At 62.1% G+C, this 19,650-nt stretch carries 22 protein-coding genes; 3 read left to right on the forward strand and 19 right to left on the reverse strand.

Annotation, left to right across the window (positions count from 1 at the left end; all coding sequences use genetic code 11):
* Positions 1-62: 62 nt before the first annotated feature.
* The 11 genes from murB to WBK23_RS04155 form a co-directional block, all read right to left on the reverse strand.
* On the reverse strand, positions 63-1,082 hold the full coding sequence (gene murB / locus WBK23_RS04105) for a UDP-N-acetylmuramate dehydrogenase (RefSeq protein WP_424482702.1): 1,020 nt from the start codon (positions 1,080-1,082) through the stop codon (positions 63-65).
* A complete protein-coding gene (locus WBK23_RS04110) occupies positions 1,079-1,543 on the reverse strand; it encodes a low molecular weight protein-tyrosine-phosphatase (RefSeq protein ID WP_424482703.1) in 465 nt (154 codons plus the stop codon). The genes murB and WBK23_RS04110 overlap by 4 nt, the downstream gene beginning before the upstream one ends.
* Complete coding sequence (kdsB, locus tag WBK23_RS04115) at positions 1,543-2,307, reverse strand: 3-deoxy-manno-octulosonate cytidylyltransferase (RefSeq protein ID WP_424482704.1); 765 nt, start codon at positions 2,305-2,307, stop codon at positions 1,543-1,545. Before kdsB ends, WBK23_RS04110 begins: the two co-directional genes overlap by 1 nt.
* Entirely contained in the window at positions 2,308-2,493 is a 186-nt protein-coding gene (locus WBK23_RS04120; RefSeq protein WP_424482705.1) for a Trm112 family protein, read from the reverse strand.
* 54 nt (positions 2,494-2,547) lie between these two features.
* Positions 2,548-3,549, reverse strand: a complete 1,002-nt coding sequence (lpxK, locus tag WBK23_RS04125) for a tetraacyldisaccharide 4'-kinase (RefSeq protein WP_424482706.1) — start codon at positions 3,547-3,549, stop codon at positions 2,548-2,550.
* A gap of 13 nt (positions 3,550-3,562) precedes the next feature.
* Positions 3,563-3,991: an ExbD/TolR family protein gene (locus WBK23_RS04130; protein WP_424482707.1), complete on the reverse strand. Its 429-nt coding sequence runs from the start codon at positions 3,989-3,991 to the stop codon at positions 3,563-3,565.
* Positions 3,988-4,620 carry a MotA/TolQ/ExbB proton channel family protein gene (locus tag WBK23_RS04135; protein ID WP_424482708.1) on the reverse strand — a complete coding sequence of 211 codons (633 nt, stop codon included), beginning with the start codon at positions 4,618-4,620 and terminating at the stop codon, positions 3,988-3,990. The genes WBK23_RS04130 and WBK23_RS04135 overlap by 4 nt, the downstream gene beginning before the upstream one ends.
* A 72-nt stretch (positions 4,621-4,692) precedes the next feature.
* Positions 4,693-6,918 carry a DNA internalization-related competence protein ComEC/Rec2 gene (locus WBK23_RS04140; protein ID WP_424482709.1) on the reverse strand — a complete coding sequence of 742 codons (2,226 nt, stop codon included), beginning with the start codon at positions 6,916-6,918 and terminating at the stop codon, positions 4,693-4,695.
* 80 nt (positions 6,919-6,998) lie between these two features.
* Entirely contained in the window at positions 6,999-8,243 is a 1,245-nt protein-coding gene (locus WBK23_RS04145) for a lipoprotein-releasing ABC transporter permease subunit (RefSeq protein WP_424482710.1), read from the reverse strand.
* Positions 8,243-8,926, reverse strand: coding sequence for a lipoprotein-releasing ABC transporter ATP-binding protein LolD (lolD, locus tag WBK23_RS04150; protein ID WP_424482711.1), 684 nt, complete (start codon positions 8,924-8,926; stop codon positions 8,243-8,245). The genes WBK23_RS04145 and lolD overlap by 1 nt, the downstream gene beginning before the upstream one ends.
* 22 nt (positions 8,927-8,948) lie before the next feature.
* Positions 8,949-10,199 carry a lipoprotein-releasing ABC transporter permease subunit gene (locus tag WBK23_RS04155; RefSeq protein ID WP_424482712.1) on the reverse strand — a complete coding sequence of 417 codons (1,251 nt, stop codon included), beginning with the start codon at positions 10,197-10,199 and terminating at the stop codon, positions 8,949-8,951.
* Positions 10,200-10,294: 95 nt separating this feature from the next.
* Here WBK23_RS04155 and WBK23_RS04160 point away from each other — a divergent pair, with 95 nt between their 5' ends.
* The 3 genes from WBK23_RS04160 to WBK23_RS04170 are packed head-to-tail and all read left to right on the forward strand — an operon-like array spanning position 10,295 to position 11,912.
* Entirely contained in the window at positions 10,295-10,876 is a 582-nt protein-coding gene (locus WBK23_RS04160; protein ID WP_424482713.1) for a PilZ domain-containing protein, read from the forward strand.
* A gap of 11 nt (positions 10,877-10,887) precedes the next feature.
* A complete protein-coding gene (locus tag WBK23_RS04165) occupies positions 10,888-11,190 on the forward strand; it encodes a phosphodiesterase (protein ID WP_424482714.1) in 303 nt (100 codons plus the stop codon).
* Positions 11,187-11,912 (forward strand): glycerophosphodiester phosphodiesterase, encoded by a 726-nt coding sequence (locus tag WBK23_RS04170; RefSeq protein ID WP_424482715.1) that lies wholly within the window; start codon positions 11,187-11,189, stop codon positions 11,910-11,912. The genes WBK23_RS04165 and WBK23_RS04170 overlap by 4 nt, the downstream gene beginning before the upstream one ends.
* A gap of 189 nt (positions 11,913-12,101) precedes the next feature.
* Here WBK23_RS04170 and sthA read toward each other — a convergent pair whose 3' ends face one another.
* From sthA to WBK23_RS04210, 8 genes are all read right to left on the reverse strand, one after another.
* Positions 12,102-13,496: a Si-specific NAD(P)(+) transhydrogenase gene (gene sthA / locus WBK23_RS04175; protein WP_424482716.1), complete on the reverse strand. Its 1,395-nt coding sequence runs from the start codon at positions 13,494-13,496 to the stop codon at positions 12,102-12,104.
* Positions 13,497-13,612: 116 nt separating this feature from the next.
* Positions 13,613-13,846, reverse strand: coding sequence for a (Na+)-NQR maturation NqrM (gene nqrM / locus WBK23_RS04180; protein ID WP_424482717.1), 234 nt, complete (start codon positions 13,844-13,846; stop codon positions 13,613-13,615).
* Positions 13,843-14,928, reverse strand: coding sequence for an FAD:protein FMN transferase (locus WBK23_RS04185; RefSeq protein ID WP_424482718.1), 1,086 nt, complete (start codon positions 14,926-14,928; stop codon positions 13,843-13,845). The genes nqrM and WBK23_RS04185 overlap by 4 nt, the downstream gene beginning before the upstream one ends.
* A gap of 61 nt (positions 14,929-14,989) precedes the next feature.
* Positions 14,990-16,213, reverse strand: a complete 1,224-nt coding sequence (nqrF, locus tag WBK23_RS04190) for an NADH:ubiquinone reductase (Na(+)-transporting) subunit F (RefSeq protein ID WP_424482719.1) — start codon at positions 16,211-16,213, stop codon at positions 14,990-14,992.
* Between the two features lie 155 nt (positions 16,214-16,368).
* Positions 16,369-16,977 carry an NADH:ubiquinone reductase (Na(+)-transporting) subunit E gene (gene nqrE, locus WBK23_RS04195; RefSeq protein ID WP_424482720.1) on the reverse strand — a complete coding sequence of 203 codons (609 nt, stop codon included), beginning with the start codon at positions 16,975-16,977 and terminating at the stop codon, positions 16,369-16,371.
* On the reverse strand, positions 16,977-17,651 hold the full coding sequence (locus tag WBK23_RS04200) for an NADH:ubiquinone reductase (Na(+)-transporting) subunit D (protein WP_424483284.1): 675 nt from the start codon (positions 17,649-17,651) through the stop codon (positions 16,977-16,979). The genes nqrE and WBK23_RS04200 overlap by 1 nt, the downstream gene beginning before the upstream one ends.
* Complete coding sequence (locus WBK23_RS04205; RefSeq protein WP_424482721.1) at positions 17,648-18,448, reverse strand: Na(+)-translocating NADH-quinone reductase subunit C; 801 nt, start codon at positions 18,446-18,448, stop codon at positions 17,648-17,650. Before WBK23_RS04205 ends, WBK23_RS04200 begins: the two co-directional genes overlap by 4 nt.
* On the reverse strand, positions 18,441-19,649 hold the full coding sequence (locus WBK23_RS04210; RefSeq protein WP_424482722.1) for an NADH:ubiquinone reductase (Na(+)-transporting) subunit B: 1,209 nt from the start codon (positions 19,647-19,649) through the stop codon (positions 18,441-18,443). The genes WBK23_RS04205 and WBK23_RS04210 overlap by 8 nt, the downstream gene beginning before the upstream one ends.
* Position 19,650 lies beyond the last annotated feature (1 nt).

Raw genomic sequence — 19,650 nt, forward strand, 5'->3', positions numbered from 1 at the left:
CCCCTTTTGCGTTATGGCAGAACACAAATCCACACACCGGCGTTATTACATCGACAACGCCGCTACAGCACGTTCGGCTCGATCTCCAGCACAACGGCAAAGCGCTCGGCGATATCCGCCTGAATACGCTGTGCCAAGGCCAGCAACTGCGCGCCGCTCGCGCTGCCATAGTTGACCAGCACCAGCGCCTGCAAGCGGTGCACACCGGCATCACCTTCGCGAAAACCCTTCCAGCCCGCGCGCTCGATCAACCAACCGGCGGCCAGTTTGACCTGCCCGTTTGCCTGCGGATAAGAAACCAGATCGGCATGTTCGGTACGCAGACGCTGCGCCAACTCGGCCGATACCAGCGGATTCTTGAAGAAGCTGCCGGCATTGCCCAGCTCGGCCGGGTCGGGCAATTTTTCGCTGCGGATCGCGCAAATCGCTGCACTCACATCACTGGCCGTCGGCGCGGCAATACCCTGCTCGGTCAGGCGCTGGCGTACTGGGCCATAGTCCAGATGCAACGCCGCAGTGCGGCTCAAGGCGAAACGCACACGCAGAATCACCCAGCGGCCGTTTTCACGCTTGAACAGGCTGTCGCGATAAGCAAAGGCGCAGTCCGCCAGGGAGAACTCGCGCAACTCGCCGCTGTTTCTGTCCAGCGCGGTCAGGCCGGCAAACAGGTCTTTCAACTCGACGCCATAAGCGCCGATATTCTGCACCGGAGCCGCGCCCACAGTGCCGGGGATCAGGCTGAGGTTTTCCAGCCCGGCAAAACCCTGGGCCAACGTCCACTGTACAAACGGGTGCCACGGCTCCCCTGCTTCGGCCTCAATGACGACACGCTCGCCGTCATCGCTCAGCAAACGAATACCGCGACTGGCCATGCGCAGCACCAGGGCATCGACGTCAGCAGTCAGCAGCAGGTTGCTGCCACCACCGAGCAACAGCAATGGCAGCTTTTGCGCTTGCGCGTAAGCCAGCGCCTGTTCGACCTGCTGATCATCCTGCGCTTCGGCAAAATGACTGGCCTGGGCCTCAACGGCAAAGCTGTTGTAGGGCTTGAGCGACACCTGAGTCTGAATATGCAGGCTCATAACCGCCCCTTGAGTTCAATCACCAGGGCATCGCAGGCCTGCTCGAGCAGATCCAGCACCTGCTCAAAACCGGCTTCACCGCCGTAATAAGGGTCCGGCACTTCATCCAGTTCAAGCTGATAGCGGCGCAGAAACAGATCTAGCTCGGCCGAGGCATTGCCCGGGCGCAGTTGCTGCAAGTTGTGCAGGTTGCTGTTATCCATCGCCAGAATCAGGTCAAAGGCGTGGAAATCCGCCACGTTGACCTGGCGGCCGCGCAGCGCCGACAAATCATAGCCGCGCTGCTGCGCCGCCTGGCGAGTACGGATATCTGCCGCCTTACCCACATGCCAATCGCCGGTGCCGGCCGAATCGACTTCAATGCACCCTTCCAGCCCAGCTGCACGCAGCTTGTGGCGCAACACACCCTCGGCCGTGGGCGAGCGGCAGATATTGCCCAGGCAAACGAACAGAACGCGCATCAAGCCCCCAGCAGGCGCCGAACGCGCTCAAGGTCTTCTGGCGTATCGACACCGGCCGGCGGCGCTTCCAGGGCATCAGCCACGTGAATGCGCACGCCGTGCCAGAGCGCACGCAGCTGCTCCAGGCACTCAGTGTCTTCCAGCCAGCACGGGCCCCAGGCGACGAAATCGTGGAGAAAACCCGCACGGTAGGCATAGATGCCGATATGCCGACGATACGGCACGCCAGCGGGCAGTTCGTCACGACTCTTGGCGAAGGCATCGCGGGCCCAGGCCAGCGGCGCACGGCTGAAGGTCAGGGCCAGGCCAGTCTTGTCGCTGACCACCTTGACCACATTGGGGTTGAACAACGCCTGCACATCCTCAATCGGCTCGGCCAGAGTGGCCATCGCCGCTTGCGTGTTGGCCGCCAGATTGGCCGCCACCTGATCGATGATGCTGGGCGGAATCAGCGGCTCATCGCCCTGCACGTTGACCACGATGGCGTCATTGGCCAAACCCAGGGCCGTGGCCACTTCGGCCAGACGGTCGGTACCGGAATTGTGCTCGACCTTGGTCAGCACAACGTGCGCGCCAAAGCCGCGGCAGACCTCGACGATGCGCGCATCATCGGTCGCCACCACCACCTGCTGCGCGCTGCTTTTGCACGCCTGTTCCCAGACATGCTGGATCATCGGCTTGCCGGCGATATCTTGCAGCGGCTTGCCCGGCAGGCGGCTGGAGGCGAAACGCGCGGGGATCACAACGGTAAAAGCAGTGCTCATTTATTTGTCCAGACGTTCGTCGACATTCAGGGTGCGCGCTTCGGTTTCCAGCATCACCGGAATCCCGTCACGCACCGGAAAGGCCAAGGCATCGGCCTTGCAGACCAGTTCGGCTTTGTCGGCAGTGAGTTTCAGCGGCCCTTTGCACAGTGGGCAAGCGAGGATATCGAGCAGTTTCGGGTCCATGGGAAATCCTTGAGGTAGAACGACTGCAGGGGGCGAAACGGGATTAGCCGGCGCCTAGGTACGCGACAGCAGGCGTTGCAGCTGCTGGTCCAGCCAGCCGACAAACGCGGGCGAAGGCTCGGCGTCGACGGCCAGGTACCACCAATCGTCAGCGGCAAAGGCCCGGCATTTAACCGCATCTTTTTCCGTCATCACCAGCGGCAGCGCCGGGCTGAAAGCCAACAACTCGGCGCTGTACGGCGCATGGTCGGCAAACGCATGCGCAACAGGCCGCCAGTGTAGCCCTTCGAGGGTATTGAAGAAACGCTGCGGATTGCCGATGCCGGCCACTGCATGCAGGGCCTGGCCCGGCGGGAAATGGTTCAAGGGGCGCTGCTCGCCGCTGCGCAGATTGATCAGCGCACGCGGTTGCAAGGTAAAGCCGTAGCCGTCTTGCGGATCGCTGGCCGCACCGTTGTAGAGCAGCGCATCCACACTTTGCAGGCGCTCGACCGGCTCACGCAGCGGCCCCGCCGGCAGGCAGCGACGATTGCCCAGACCACGCGCCGCATCGATCAGCACCAGCTCCAGATCACGAGCCAATCGGTAATGCTGCAGGCCGTCGTCGCTGAGAATCAGATCCAGCGGTTCGGTCATCAGCAAGGCAGTCACCGCGCGGCTGCGATCGGGGTCGATCACCAGCGGCACGCCACTGCGCTGCACGATCAACAGCGGCTCATCACCGGCAACGCTGGCGGTTTGATCGGCCTGCACGCGCCAAGGCAAGTGCGGCGGCTGCGCGCCATAGCCGCGACTGACCACGCCGACGCGCAACCCTTGACGGCGACAATGCTCGATCAGCCAGAGAATCATGGGGGTCTTGCCGGTGCCACCGACGGTGATATTGCCTACCACCACTACGGGCACCGGAGCCCGGTAGATCTCGCCCTCACCCGCCAGAAAGCGCGCGCGTTTGCGCTGCACCACCGTGCGATAAAGCCATTCCAGCGGACGCAACAAACCCAGCGCCGGGTGACCGGCGTACCAGGCAGCAGTGAGTCGTGCGGACAGGCTCATCAGTGGCTAACCCTCAAGGCGCGGCTTGCGCCTCGATGGTGGTCATGCGCAGGTGGGCAAAACCCAGTTTGCCGGCCGCATCCATGGCGGTAATCACCGCCTGATGCTGCGCCTTGGCATCCGCGCTGATGATCAGTGGCAGGCTGTTATCGCCGTCCGATTCTTTCTGCAGCGCCGCCATCAGGCTGTCCAGATCGCTTTTCAGCAACTGCTTGGCATTCAGCGAATAGCTGCCATCGGCGGCAATCAGGATTTCCAGCTGCTTCAGTTCAGTCTGCTCCGGCGGCGTGCCAGTGGCAGCCTCGGGCAGCTCGACCTTGAGCTGGGTCTCACGGGTAAAGGTGGTGGTGACCACAAAGAACAGCAGCAGGATAAACACCACGTCGATCAACGAGGCCAGGTTGATCTCGACGTTCTCCCGCGGTTTGCGCCGGAATTTCACGCCTTGTCCTCGCCCATGTCGACGTCACGGTCGCCCTGCACCACTTCCACCAAGCGAATCGCTTCCTGCTCCATGCCGACGACCAACTCATCGACCCGGCGTTGCAGGTAACGATGGAAGAACAGTGCTGGAATGGCCACGATCAGGCCGGCTGCCGTGGTGATCAATGCTTTGGAGATACCACCGGCCAGCGATGCCGCATTGGTCTGACCCGAGCCCATAAACGAGCCGAAGATATCGATCATGCCCAGCACCGTACCGAGCAAACCCAGCAGTGGCGCGATACCAGCAATGGTGCCCAAGGCATTGAGGTAACGCTCCAGGTCGTGAATCACCCGCGCCGCGGCTTCCTCGATGCACTCTTTCATGATCTCGCGACCATGCTTGGAGTTGGCCAGACCGGCGGCGAGGATCTGCCCCAACGGCGAGTTGGCGCGCAGCTCCTTGAGCTTCTGACTATTGAGCTTTTTCTCTTTGATCCACTTCCATACCTGACCGAGCAGGTTGGGTGGGGTGATGCGGCTCGGCCGCAGCGTCCACAGGCGCTCGGCAATGATGCCGGCCGCAGCGATAGAACACAGAATGATCGGCAGCATAATCCAGCCGCCAGCTTTGACCAGTTCCCACACGGTGGCAGATCCCCTTCACAAAAGTGGCGCAACTCTAACATAGGGTCGCCGCCTCGCCGACCGCTGCCGTTCTCATTTTTCCCGCCAAAAGCGTGCTTGATCGCGCAAACCCTGCGCTTGCTCGAAAGCGCCCAAGCGAATCCGCACAGCGCCATGGGTGGTCGTGTCATACAGCTGCGCGGAAATGGCCTGGTAACGGGCGATCACCCCGGTATGCGGGTGACCAAAGGCGTTGTGCCGGCTACGCGAAAACAGCACCGCCGACGGTGCAACCTGGGCCAAGAAATCGGCTGAAGAGGAGCTGCGGCTGCCGTGATGCGGGGCTAGCAACCAGTCGGCGCGCAGATCCTGGCCACTGCTGAGCAAGGCGCGCTCGGCCTGACTGTCGATATCGCCGGTAAGCAGCAGTCGCTCGCCATTGGCTTCCACCCGCAAGACGCAGGAGGCCTGGTTGCCCGTGGTAGCGTCCGCCCAGCGCCAGGTGCTAAAGCGCACTCCATCCCATTGCCAGTGCTGACCACTGACGCACGCCGCTGCGGCTAATTGCGCCGGCAAGCCGTCGGCTTCGCCGCTAAGCACCTGCTGCACGGGTAGCCCGCGCTGAATAGCCAGCGCACCGCCAGCGTGGTCGTTGTCGGCGTGACTGATCAGCAGCAGATCCAGCCCGCGCACATCCAGCGCCCGTAAGGACGGCAACACCACCCGCTCACCAGTATCGAAATCACCAAAGCGCGGCCCGGCGTCATACAGCAGGTCGTGCTGGTGAGTGCGCACCAGCACCGTCAGCCCCTGGCCGACATCCAACAGCCACACCTCGGCCTGGCCAAATGCCGGGCGCTGCTGCGGGCTGAACAGCAACGGCAAAAGCAGCAATACGCCCAGGCTGCGCATCGGCAAGCCCGCGGGCATCACCAACAGCAGTGCCCCACACAGCACCAGCAACCATGACCACAACGGCAAGGCACTGGGCAGCCAGGCAGGCAGCCACAAAGCCATCTGCGCGAGCAAGCTGAACAGCACATCGACAATCGCGCCGGCCAGCCCGAGCAACTCAGCGCCGATAACCGGCACCGGCAGCAACAGGGTGCCGAGCAATGCCAGCGGCACCACCAACAGGCCGATCACCGGCACCGCGAGCAGATTGGCCAGCGGCCCACTGGCGCTGATTGGCAGGCCCAGAGCCAGCAGCAACGGCAACAAACCGATGGCCATGGCCCACTGCGCGCGCGGCAAGGCCTGCCACCAAGGCCAAACCCCCAGGCGACCGCCAAACACCAGAATAAGCAGCGCGACCGCGCCAAACGACAGCCAGAAACCCGCCTGCAGGCTGGCCAGTGGCTCACTCAACAACACTGCCAGCAAGGCCAGCGCTAACGGCAGCCAAACGCCGAGATGGCGAAAACGCCAGCGCCACAGCAGCACCAGACCGACCATCAAGCAGGCGCGCTGTATCGGCACCTGAAATCCGGCCAGCAGGCCGTAACCGAGGGCACCGGCAAACGCCAGACCACACGCCCACGGCAACCACGGCCAGGCGCGCGGCCAGTAACCCAAGCGCGCCAAGCCTGCTACCAGGCCATATAACAGGGCAGCCAGCAGACCGATATGCTGGCCGGAAATCACCATCAGATGAACCGTGCCGGTGCTCTGCAACACCTGCCAGTCAGCTGTCGACAGGCCGGAGCCGTCCCCCAGCACCAACGCACTTAGCACTCCTTCACGACCATGCGCCGGAGTGGCGAGCAGGAGCTGGCGCAGCTGATCCCGCCAAGCCCCGGCACCGCTGGCCGGGTACAGCAGTTCACCGGTTTTAACCGTGCCGGTGCCGCCAATCCGCTGCGCCAGCAGCCAGGCCTCGTAATCGAAGGATTGCGGGTTGACCAAGCCATGCGCACGCTTGAGTCGCACCGCCAGCCGCCAGGTCTGCCCTGCCCGTAACGCGGGGCCGTCATACCAGGCCAGTCGCAATAGGGATGGCAACTGATCGCGGCGCGCATCGGCCTGTTGCAGCTGAAAGCGCACCACGCCGGCACCAACCTCTGGCAGGCCGACGACCTGGCCTTGCAGCCACAGCGTGCGGCCGTCTAATTGCGCCGGCAAACGATCATCCCGCGCCCAGTGCGCGGAGGTACACGCCCAAGTGAATGCAAAGAGAAACAGCGCCAGCGGATAGCTGCGAAATGGCAGCAGCATCAAGCCGATGATTGGCAGCAGAGCCAACAGCCAGACTGGCGGCAAACTTGGCAACCAGCGCAACACCAGCAACCCAGCCAGCAGCGCCAATATCCCTGTGCGCATAGACTCACTCCATGAGTCGACCCCGTAGAAAGCAAAAAAGCCGTTACTCAGTAACGGCTTTTTGTTTCTGCCAGCGTAGCTTATTCGTAACGCAGCGCATCGGCCGGCTGGATGCGCGAGGCGCGCCAGGACGGATAGACCGTAGCCAGAAAGCTCAGGCTGAACGCCGCGCCGCAAATCAGCAGCACATCCGAGAGCAGCAACTGCGACGGCAGGTTGCTGATGAAATACACATCCGAGCTCATCACCTGCTGGCCGCTAAAGCGCTCGATCCAGGCCACCAGCTCACTGACATTCAACGCGGCGAGAATACCCAGCGTCGCGCCGATCAGCGTACCGATCACGCCGATCACAGTGCCCTGCACCATAAAGATGCCCATGATCTGCCCCGGCGTCGCGCCCAGGGTGCGCAGGATGGCGATGTCCGCGCCCTTGTCCGCCACCACCATGATCAAAGTGGCGATGATATTAAAGGCCGCAACCGCGACAATCAGCAGCAGCAGCAGGCCAATCATGGTCTTTTCCATCTTCATCGCACTGAACAGGCTGCCCTGGGTCAGGGTCCAGTCACTGGCCTTGTAGCCCTCGCCCAACCCGGCAGCAATACTCGCGGCCACCTGCGGTGCCTGGTACAGGTCGCGCAGCTTCAGGCGCACGCTCTGTACCTGGCCCGGCTGCATGCGCTGGATATGCGCAGCATCGGCGACGTGCAGCAGTGCCAGCGAGCTGTCCAGCTCGGCACCCACCTTGAAGATGCCGACCACGTTCAAGCGCTGCATGCGCGGACTGATACCGCCCGGCACACTGCTCAGTTCCGGCACGATCAGCGCCAGCTTGTCGCCGACGCGTAGCTGGAAGCGCCGCGCGGTGATCTCGCCGAGTACCACGCCGAACTCGCCTTCACGCAAATCGCTCAGGCGGCCTTGCTGCATATGCTTGTCGATGATCGACACCTGCGGCTCCAGCGCCGGATCGACGCCATGCAGCTGCACCGGCTGCATCGCGCCGCGTACCGAAAGCATGCCTTCCAGCTCGGCAAACGGCACGGCGGCGACCACCTGCGGATTGTTCTTTGCGGCAGCAGCGACCTGCTGCCAGTCATCCAGTGGTTTGACCCCAGCGATGCTGGCGTGCGGTACCATGCCGAGGATGCGCGTGCTCATTTCCTTCTGAAAACCGTTCATCACCGAGAGCACCACGATCATGGCCAGAACGCCCAGCGCCAGGCCGATCATCGAGGTCATCGAGATAAAGGAAATAAAGTGGTTGCGCCGCTTGGCTCCGGTATAGCGGATACCGATAAAGATACTCAGCGGACGAAACATCAGGCGGCCACCAGCTTGCCGTCTTCCAGACGCAGGATGCGATCCATCTGCTGGGCCAAAGCCATGTCGTGGGTCACTACCAGAAAGGCGGTCTGCGACGAGCTGCTCAGCTCCTTCATCAGGTCCTGAATGCCTTGGGCGGTGTGGTGATCGAGGTTACCGGTGGGCTCATCGAGCAGCACCAGACCCGGCTGATTGACCAGCGCACGGGCAATCGCCACACGCTGACGCTCACCGCCGGACAGCTCCGACGGTTTGTGCGCCAGGCGATGGCCCAAACCAACCCGCGTCAGCAGCGCCGTGGCACGCTGACGCGCTTCGCTGATCGGCGTGCGGCCAATCAGCAAGGGCATGCACACGTTCTCCAGCGCAGTGAATTCCGGCAGCAGATGGTGGAACTGGTAAACGAAGCCAAGGGCGCGGTTACGCAGCAGGCCGCGCTGCTTTTCATTCAGCGCCGACAACTCCTCGCCGGCCAGCCAGACACTGCCGGTGCTCGGTGTATCCAGGCCGCCAAGCATATTCAGCAAGGTGCTCTTGCCCGAGCCGGAGCTGCCAACAATCGCCACGCGCTCGCCCGGGTGCAGTTCCAGCTGCAAATCTTCCAGCACCACTACCGATTGCGGGCCCTCGTCGTAGCTTTTGCCGAGGTTGCGACAACTCAACACTGCACGATCTTGCATAGCCGGATCACTCATAACCTGATCATTCATAACGTAGCGCCTCCGCGGGCTGGGTACGCGCCGCGCGCCAGGCCGGGTAAAGGGTGGCGAGAAAACTTAGAACCAGCGCCGCGCCGCAGACCAGCAGCACATCCGCGAGCATCAGCTGCGAAGGCAGGTAGTCGATAAAGTACACATCGGCGTTGAGGAATTTGATGCCCAGCAGGCCTTCCAGCGCGGCAATCGCGCTGCTGATATTTAGCGCCGCGAGACAGCCCAGCACCGCGCCAATCGCCGTGCCGAACACGCCGATCACCGTGCCCTGGACCATAAAGATCGCCATGATTTGCCCAGGCGTGGCACCCAGGGTGCGCAGAATAGCGATATCGCCCTTCTTGTCGGTGACCACCATGACCAGGGTGGAAATGATGTTAAACGCGGCGACGGCGACGATCAGCAACAGCAGCAGGCCAATCATCGCCTTCTCCATGCGTATCGCCTGATACAGGTTGCCGTGGGTGCGGGTCCAGTCGCGGGCATAGTAGTCACCCTCGCCCAGGGTTTGCGCCAGGGCCCAGGCCGTACGCGGTGCCTGGAACAGGTCGGCGAATTTCAGGCGAATACCCTGCACCTGGTCAGGTTTCCAGCGCTGCAAGCGCGCCAGATCCTGCACATGGGTCAGGGCCAGGTGGCCGTCGATCTCGCCCGCGCCGACATGGAAGATGCCGACCACGGTAAAGCGCTTAAGGCGGGGAAACATGCCGGCTGGGGTGACCGTCACTTCCGGGGCGACAAAGGTGACCTTGTCACCCAGGCCGACGCCGAGTTTGGCCGCGGCCTTGTCGCCAATCACCATGCCGAACTCGCCCGGCTGCAGTGCCTCCAGGCGGCCCTGCTGAAAGAAATTGCCGATGATCGAGACCTTGGCTTCTTCAAGCGGATCGACCGCATTGATCAGCACTTTCTGCACCTTGCCATCATGGGTCAGCAGGCCCTGCATCTGGCTGAACGGCGCAACCGCCACTACCTGCGGATTGGCCTGCGCCTTGTCGGCCAGGCGACGCCAGTCGCTGATCGGCGTGGCGCTCTCGACCGTGGCGTGCGGCACCATGCCGAGCACCCGAGTGCGCATTTCATGGTCGAAGCCATTCATCACCGACAGCACCAGAATCATCACCAGCACGCCAAGTGCCAGCCCGATCATCGAGGTCAGGGAAATAAAGGATACGAAGTGGTTGCGACGCTTGGCCCGCGTGTAGCGCGTGCCGATAAATACGAACAGAGGTCTGAACATGTCGGGGGCTGATTCGAGGGAAAAAGAAACGTCCTTGTGGCGGGGCTTGGCGAGCAGCCTTACACTCTGACCACTACTGCTGCCATGGGTTCGCCATGCCGACTCAAGATGAAGATGATCGCCGCGAATACTATCGTATCGACGATACGATCGCACTGGAATTCACCCTGCTGTCCGGGGCCGAAGCCCTGGCCAGTGACGAGCTTCACGACAACTCGCCACTGTTCAACCTGCTCAGCGATCTGCACCTGATGGACTTCGAGTCGCAGCACCTGCTGCGGCATATCACCGAGCGTGATCGCACCCTGGCTAACTACCTCAAGGTGATGAACAAGCGCATCGACCTGCTCGGTCAGGCCGTGGCGCAAAGCCTGCTGCGCGACATCGGCGCGCCGCGCAAAGTCAGCCTGTCCGAAGGTGGCGTCAGCTTCAACAATGCCCAGCCGGTGGCCACAGGTGCGCACCTGGCAGTCAAGATGGTGCTGATGCCACAGGCACTGGGCCTGCTGCTGCGGGCCAAAGTCGTGCATTGCCGGCCGCTGCCGTCGCAGCAATTCGATATTGGCGCCGAGTTCGAGGCCGTCACCGACGCCCAGCGCCAATTGCTCGCCCGGCATATCCTGCAACGCCAGGCACTGGAACGCCGCCAGGCCCGCGAACACCCCCTGCAGTCCTGAAAAGAGCCGCCATGCCTCGTCTATTGCTACTGCTCGCGCTGTTGCTGCCACTCGCTGCCAGCGCCGAAACCCTGGAAATCCCGCTCGGCCAACAAGGCGCAACCAGTTTTCAGCTGCCGCAGTTCGGCGAATCTCAACGCGCGGTGCTGGAACGCTTCGGCCTGGCCGATGAAGAACACCCGAGCGTCGGCAACCCGCCGATCACCCGCTGGGATTACCGCGAATTCAGCGTCTATTTCGAACACAAACATGTGATCAACAGCGTGCGCCACCATCAACCCGGCGCAGCCCTGCCAGACAAGGAGCAACAGTGACAGTCATCTACGGACATCGCGGGGCCAAAGGTGAGGTGCCGGAAAATACCCTGGCCAGTTTTCAGCAATGCCTGAAACATGGCGTGCGCCGCTGCGAGCTGGACCTGCACCTGTCGCGCGACGGCGAGCTGATGGTGATTCACGACCCGACCCTCAAGCGCACCACCGGCCACCGCGGCAAGGTGGTCGAGCATGACGCCGCCGAGCTGGTGACCTATGACGCGCGCAAAGGCGGCCCTGGCGCGGTAACGCCCTGCCCGATCCCGCGCTTGGAAGAGCTGTTCCAGCACTGCGATTTCGAGCACTGGCAGCTGGAAGTCAAAAGCGCCTCGAAGGTTCGCTCGGCACGCATGGTCAAGGCCATCGCCGAACTGGCCGAACGCTACCAGCTGACCGACAAGGTCACCGTCACCTCCAGCTCCCGCGAGGTGCTCAGCGCCCTGCAGCGCCTGACCCCGCACCTGCAGCGCGGCCTGGTTGCCGAATACGCCTGGCTCGACCCGTTGAAAGTGGCCAAACATTACGGCTGCCACCTGCTCGCGCTGAACTGGACGCTGTGCACCCCGGAGCGCCTGCTCAAAGCGCAGAAAGCCGGTTTGCATGTCTCGGTGTGGACGGTCAATGAGCCGGCACTGATGCGCCGCCTGGCGGACTTCGGTGTGGATAGCATCATCACCGACTTCCCCGGCCTGGCCATGACGACGTTGCCGCAAAGCGCGTGAAGCCTAGGCGTAGGGCTGGTGAAACCCACGGATTTCACCAGCCCTAGATAATCCATACATAAAAAACCGGCCGCATGGGCCGGTTTTTCGTTAAGCCTGATCAGAAACTTTCGCGATTCGGCCAACGCCAGTCGCGGGAGTCACTGAACGGGTCCTCCCCGGCCGGCTCAGGCCACCGGCCGGAGCCGCTCAAAAAAGCCGGTTGAGACCGTCGAACGCCGCCACCCGATAGGCTTCCGCCATGGTCGGGTAGTTGAAGGTGGTGTTGACGAAATACTTGATGGTATTGGCCTCACCCTTCTGGTTCATGATCGCTTGGCCAATGTGCACGATCTCCGAAGCCTGATAGCCGAAGCAATGCACGCCGAGCACTTCCAGGGTTTCGCGGTGGAACAGGATCTTCAGCATGCCCACCGGCTCGTGTGAAATCTGCGCCCGCGCCATGCCCTTGAAGAACGCCTTGCCCACTTCATAGGGAATCTTGGCCTGGGTTAGCTCGCGCTCGGTCTTGCCGATCGAGCTGATCTCCGGAATGGTGTAGATGCCGGTCGGCACGTCATCGACGAAACGCCAGCTACCATTGTCGACGATGCTGCCGGCCGCCGAGCGGCCCTGGTCGGCCGCCGCACTGGCCAGGCTCGGCCAGCCAATCACGTCGCCAGCCGCGTAAATGTTCGACACCGAGGTACGGTAATTCTGATCAACATCGATCTGGCCACGGCTGTTGACCTTGATGCCGATGTTTTCCAGACCCAGTTGATCGGTATTGCCGGTACGGCCGTTGCACCAGAGGAAGGCGTCAGCCTTGATCTTCTTGCCGGATTTGAGGTGCAGAACCACGCCATTTTCCACGCCTTCGACGCTTTCGTACTCTTCGTTATGGCGAATCAGCACGTTGTTGTTGCGCAGGTGGTAGCTCAGCGCATCGGAGATTTCCGCATCGAGGAAGCTCAGCAACTGGTCGCGGTTGTCGATCAGGTCGACCAGTACGCCCAGGCCGCTGAAGATCGAGGCGTACTCGGAGCCGATCACCCCGGCACCGTAGATGATGATGCGGCGCGGCGTGTGCGTCAGACTGAGGATGGTGTCGCTGTCATACACGCGCGGGTGGCGGAAATCGACGTCGGCCGGGCGATACGGGCGCGAACCGGTGGCGATGACGATCTGCTTGGCCACCAGCTTTTCCACCACGCCATTGGGGCAAACCACTTCGATGGTGTGCTCATCGGCGAAGCTGCCGGTACCGAAGAACACATCGATACGGTTGCGCGCGTAGTAGCCGGTGCGCGAACTCACCTGCTTGGCGATCACCCGCTCGGCGCTTTTCAGCACGTCCGGGAAGGAGAACCAGCGCGGCTCGCCGATCTGGCGGAACATCGGGTTGGTGTTGAACTGCATGATCTGCCGCACCGAATGGCGCAGCGCCTTGGACGGGATAGTGCCCAGGTGAGTGCAGTTGCCGCCGACTTCACGGCGGCTGTCGACCACGGCCACCTTGCGCCCGGCCTTGGCCGCGTTCATTGCCGCGCCTTCACCCGCAGGGCCGGAACCCAGCACCACCACGTCGTAGTTGTAGACCGCCATGCTTACTCCTTTCAGAACGCCTCAGGTGCCTGCGCGGCCCTGAAGGTGGCGTGACACCATGGCCACGACACACTTGATTATCGGCACAGCTTAGCCGGGCCGTTTTGCGCTGCACATTAGCGCTTGGTCGCGTCGTAGGCGAGCTTTGAATTCACTACATCGCCCGCCTGTTCACGATTCACTTCTTCGCACTTCTCACGGCTACCGCCGCAAATTGAGCATTCTTTCTCGATACCGAGGTTGGCGATGCCACCGCAGGAGCCTGCGATGGGTTTGCGCCCGAAAATCACCCCGACGGCCATGCCCAGCACCACCAGCAGCATCAATGCAAATACCAGAACCCAGGTCATGGGTGATCTCCTTTGCCGAAACGGCGAGTGAATGCGGGTGTCACCTGGGTAGCGAAGCCCTGGTCGATACGGGTGACAAAGAAGGCGGCGATGCCCGCTCGCTCAGCGAAGGCGTAGCCACGCTCAGGCCCCAGCACCATCAATAGAGTAGACAAGCCATCGGCGCGCTGGGTCGATGGATCAACCACCGTCACCGACGCCAGGCGATGCGTGATCGGCGCGCCAGTCTGCGGGTCGAGGGTGTGCGAGTAGCGCTTACCATCACGCTCAAAGTAGTTGCGGTAGTCGCCGGAGGTGGAAACCCCAAGACCGTCCAGCGCCAACACCTTCTGCATCACCTGCTGATCGTCACGCGGGGCCTCGATGGCGATGCGCCAGGGCGAACCATCCGGCTTGCGCCCGAGCGCCTTGATTTCACCAGTGACATCCAGCAGGTAGCTGCGCACGCCCAATTCGGCCAGGCGCGCGGCAATGCGGTCCACCGTGTAGCCGGCGGCGATGCTGTTGAGATCGAGTTGCACGGCAGCGTCCTTGCACAGCTGTGCGCCGTCGATGCGCAGGTGCTGGTGACCGACACTGGCCCGCGCCGCCGTAATCTGCTCGGCGCTGGGTACCCGCTCACCGCGCGACTGCGCGCCGAAGCCCCACAAATCGAGCAACGGCTGAATGGTCAGGTCAAAGGCACCGTCACTCTCGACCGACAACTGCTCGCCGGCGCGGACCAGCGCCAGCACTGGAGCCGGCATAGCCCGGCAACTGCCGGCGGGCAAACGGTTGAATACCGACAGGTCGGAATCCGCACGCCAGGTGGACATCTGCTGGTCCACCTCGGCCAACAGACCCTCCACCTCAGCCTTAAGCACAGCGGCATCCACAGCGCCCTCACCCGCCACATATTTCAGCGAGTAGTGGCTGCCCATGGTCGGGCCACCAAATTCCTCGATCTGCTCGCTGCAACCGGTCAGCAGCACGCCGGCCAGCAAGGCGAACAACGCAGTGAAAACTTGGTTTGAGTGGCGTAGCGAGCGCAGGGCCTTGAGTCGCAGCCAGCGCACAGGAGCCGCAGTGTACGAGTAGTACATGAGGATTCCGCGCACTGCCTGCGGCCCAAGGAGCAAACGCAGTAGCCAATCGAGCCGAGTTTTAGCCACCAAAGTCGTCCAGCAGGATGTTCTCGCGTTCCACGCCCAGGTCCAGCAGCATCTTGATCACCGCGCTGTTCATCATGGGTGGGCCGCACATGTAGAACTCGCAGTCTTCCGGCGCGGGGTGGTCCTTGAGGTACTGTTCAAACAACACGTTATGGATAAAGCCCTTGAGGCCAGTCCAGTTGTCTTCCGGCTGCGGATCGGACAGCGCCAGGTGCCATTCGAAGTTCGGGTTCTCCGCCGCCAACTGGTCGTATTCCTCGACATAGAAGGCTTCACGCAGCGAGCGCGCGCCGTACCAGAAGCTGATCTTGCGCGTGGAGCCGAGGCGCTTGAGCTGGTCGAAAATGTGCGAACGCATCGGTGCCATACCAGCACCGCCGCCGATAAAGATCATCTCGGCGTCGCTGTCCTTGGCGAAGAAGTCACCAAACGGCCCGTATACCGTGACCTTGTCACCTGGCTTGAGGCCGAACACCCAGGACGACATCTGCCCCGGCGGCAGGTGATCCTTGCCCGGCGGCGGTGAGGCGATGCGGATGTTGAATTTGACGATGCCTTTCTCGTCCGGGTAGTTGGCCATGGAATAGGCGCGGATCACCGGCTCCTCGACCTTGGACACGTACTTCCACTGGTTGAACTTGTCCCAGTCGCCACGGTATTCGGGCTGGATGTCGAAGTCCTTATAGGCCACCTCGTGCGGCGGACACTCCAGCTGCACGTAGCCGCCGGCGCGGAAGTCCACGCTCTCGCCTTCCGGCAGGCGCAGCGTCAGCTCCTTGATAAAGGTGGCGACGTTGGGGTTTGACTCCACCGTGCATTCCCACTTCTTCACCCCGAACACTTCTTCCGAGACTTCGATGTGCATGTCCTGCTTGACCGGAGTCTGGCACGACAGACGCCAGCCAGCCTTGGCTTCGCGCTTGGTGAAGTGCGACTCCTCGGTGGGCAGCATCTCGCCACCGCCCGACTCGACCACGCACTTGCACTGGGCGCAGGTACCGCCGCCGCCGCAAGCCGAAGAGAGGAACAGGTTGTTCGCCGCCAGAGTCTGCAGCAACTTGCCGCCGGCCGGCACGGTGAGGGTACGCTCGCCGTTGATGACGATATTCACGTCGCCGCTGGAGACCAGCTTGGCGCGCGCAGCCAGGATGATCACCACCAACGCCAGGACGATAGCGGTGAACATGCCGATGGCCAGGGAAATCTCGAAACCCATTCATTAACCCCTTTTTGAAACGCCGGAAAAACGTAGCGAGCACAGCTCAGGCAAGGCGAAAACAGGCGAGGACGCGGAGTTTACGGGCCTGTAAATGAGCAGTCCGAGCCTGTTTTCAACACAGCCTGGGCAAGCGCAGTAGTTTTGCCGGTGCTTCACAGTTGAATGCCGCCGAAGGACATAAAACCCAACGACATCAGACCGATGGTGATAAAGGTGATGCCCAGACCCTGCAGGCCTTCGGGCACATCGCTGTACTTGAGCTTCTCGCGGATGCCGGCCAGCAGCGCGATGGCCAGGGCCCAGGAGAAACCGGAGCCGATGCCGTAGGTCACGCTCTCGGCCAGGTTGTAGTCGCGCTCCACCATAAACAGCGAGCCGGCCATGATCGCGCAGTTCACCGTGATCAACGGCAGAAACACGCCAAGGGCGTTGTAGAGCGCCGGCACGTACTTATCCAGCAGCATCTCGAGGATCTGCACGATGGCGGCGATCACCCCGATGTAGCTGAGCAGGCCGAGAAACGACAGGTCGACTTCCGGCAGCCCGGCCCAGGCCAGCGCACCTTCCTTGAGCAGGTAGGTGTACAGCAGGTTGTTGGCCGGCACGGTGATGGCTTGCACCACGACCACGGCAATGCCCAGGCCAATAGCGGTTTCCACCTTCTTGGAGATGGCGATAAAGGTGCACATGCCGAGGAAGAAGGCCAGGGCCATGTTCTCGATAAACACCGCCTTCACGAACAGGCTGAGGTAGTGCTCCATCAGTAGGCCTCCTTATCCGAGACTTGCGGGGCCATGCGGAAAGCCGGGGCTTCCTTTTGCGTGGGTTTCCAGCTGCGCAGCGCCCAGATGATCAGACCGATCAGGAAGAACGCCGAAGGCGGCAACAGCAGCATGCCATTGGGCTGATACCAGCCGCCGTCGGTGACCGTTGGCAGAATGCTGTAACCGAGCAACTTGCCTGCCCCAAACAGCTCGCGGAACACGCCGAGGACGATCAGCATGGCGCTGTAACCCAGGCCGTTGCCGATGCCATCGAAGAACGACAGCATCGGCGGGTTCTGCATGGCAAACGCCTCGGCGCGACCCATAACGATGCAGTTGGTGATGATCAGGCCGACAAACACCGACAGCTGCTTGGCCAGGCTGAAGGCGAACGCCTTGAGGATCTGGTCCACCACGATCACCAGCGAGGCGATGATCACCATCTGCACGATCATACGGATCGAGCTGGGGATCTGGCTGCGAATCATCGAGATAAACAGGTTGGAGAAACCGGTCACCAGCGTCAGGGCGATCGACATCACCAAGGCGGTTTTCAGGTTGGAGGTCACCGCCAGCGCCGAGCAGATACCGAGGATCTGCAGACCGATGGGGTTGTTGTGAAAGATCGGGTCGAGCAACACGCTCTTGATGGTGGGTTGCGACATGCTTATGCCTCCCCTGCTTTCTGTCTAAGGAGCTTAATATTGGCCAGCAGCGGACCGAAGCCGCTCTCGCCCAGCCAGAAATGCAGCAGGTTATTCACGCCCTTGCTGGTCAACGTGGCACCGGCCAGGCCATCGACCTGGTGCGTGGCCTTGGCCGCCTGCGGATCGACACTGCCCTTGATGATTTCCACGGCAAGCAGCCCCTGCTCGTCGAACAGGGTCTTGCCGGCCCACAGCGCCTTCCACTTCGGATTGTCCACCTCGCCACCCAGACCCGGGGTCTCACCGTGCTGGTAGAAACCGAAGCCGACCACGGTATTGAGGTCGCCCTTGATGGCGATAAAGCCGTGCAGGGTCGACCACAGGCCGTAACCGCGTACCGGCAGGATCAGGGTGTCGAGCTGGCCGTCGGTTTCCACCATATACACGGTGGAAAGCCGCTCGCGGCGCTTGAGCGAGGCGATGTCCTGCGGCCCGGCGAGGGCATCGGACAGCGCCGGGTCCTTGGCCGCCTTGAGCGGATCGAAGCTGGCGGCGTCCTCGGTATCGCTGAAGGTGCCAGACTGCAGGTCAACCACGCGGGCCTTGATCCGTTCGGCGTACAGCGCCTTGATCGCGGAGGCCGACATGCCCTCCTCGCCCAAACCAGCAATCGCCAGAATGCTGCGTTGTTTGTCCAGTTGGCGGTTTTCCACCTGGGTCGGTTTCAGCGCCACCGCTGCGCCGGCGACGAACACCGAGCAGACCAGGCACACCAGTACCGCCACGATCAGAGTGCGGACGGTCGATTCTTGCTTAGCCACGGGCGAGCCTCCGCTTGATATTGGCCTGCACGACGAAGTGGTCGATCAGCGGCGCACAGAGGTTGGCGAACAGAATCGCCAGCATCATGCCTTCCGGGAAGGCCGGGTTGACCACGCGGATCAACACCACCATCACCCCGATCAGCGCGCCGAACAGCCACTTGCCGGTGTTGGTCATGGACGCCGACACCGGGTCAGTGGCCATAAAGATCATGCCGAAGGCAAAGCCGCCGACCACCAGGTGCCAATGCCAGGGCATCGAGAACATCGGATTGGTCGCCGAGCCGATGGCGTTGAACAGGTAGCTCATGGCGATCATGCCGAGCATCACGCCACTGACAATGCGCCAGGAGGCAATCTTGCTCAGCAGCAGGAAAGCACCGCCGATAAAGATCGCCAGCACGCTGGTTTCGCCCATGGAGCCCTGCTCCAGGCCGACGAACGCGTTCCACCAGCTCAGGCCATTGGCCGTCACCTGCTCGATACCGCCAGACGCGGCCACGGACAGTGCAGTGGCACCGGCATAGCCGTCCACAGCAGTCCACACCGCATCACCGGAAATATCCGCCGGGTAGGCAAAGAACAGGAAGGCGCGGCCGACCAGGGCCGGGTTAAGGAAGTTCTTACCGGTGCCGCCGAACACTTCCTTGCCGATCACCACGCCGAAGCTGATGCCCAGCGCCACCTGCCACAGCGGGATATCCGGCGGCAGGGTCAGGGCGAACAGCACGGAAGTGACGAAGAAACCTTCGTTAACCTCATGCCGGCGGATGGAAGCAAACAACACTTCCCAAAAACCGCCGACGATAAAGGTGACCAGATACACCGGCAGGAAATACGCCGCGCCTTGGATAAAGCAATCCCACAGGTTGTTCGGGTCAAAACCCGCGAGCAGGCCAATCAGGCCGAAGCGCCAGCCATCCTGGGCCGCCAGCAGCTCGGGGTTGGCGGCCATAAGGCTGTTGGCCTGGAAACCGATGTTCCACATGCCAAAGAACATCGCCGGCAGGGTGCAAAACCACACCGTCATCATCATGCGTTTGAGGTCGATGCCGTCACGCACGTGGGCGGTGGTCTTGGTCACGCTGCCCGGGCGGTAGAAGAAGGTGTCGACGGCTTCGTACAGCGCATACCACTTCTCGAAGCGGCCACCCTGCTCGAAGTTGTGCTCGATCTTGTCGAGGAATTTACGCAGGCCCATA

This window comes from Pseudomonas sp. (genome assembly GCF_049653025.1).
In the GTDB taxonomy this organism is placed as follows: Bacteria; Pseudomonadota; Gammaproteobacteria; order Pseudomonadales; family Pseudomonadaceae; genus Aquipseudomonas.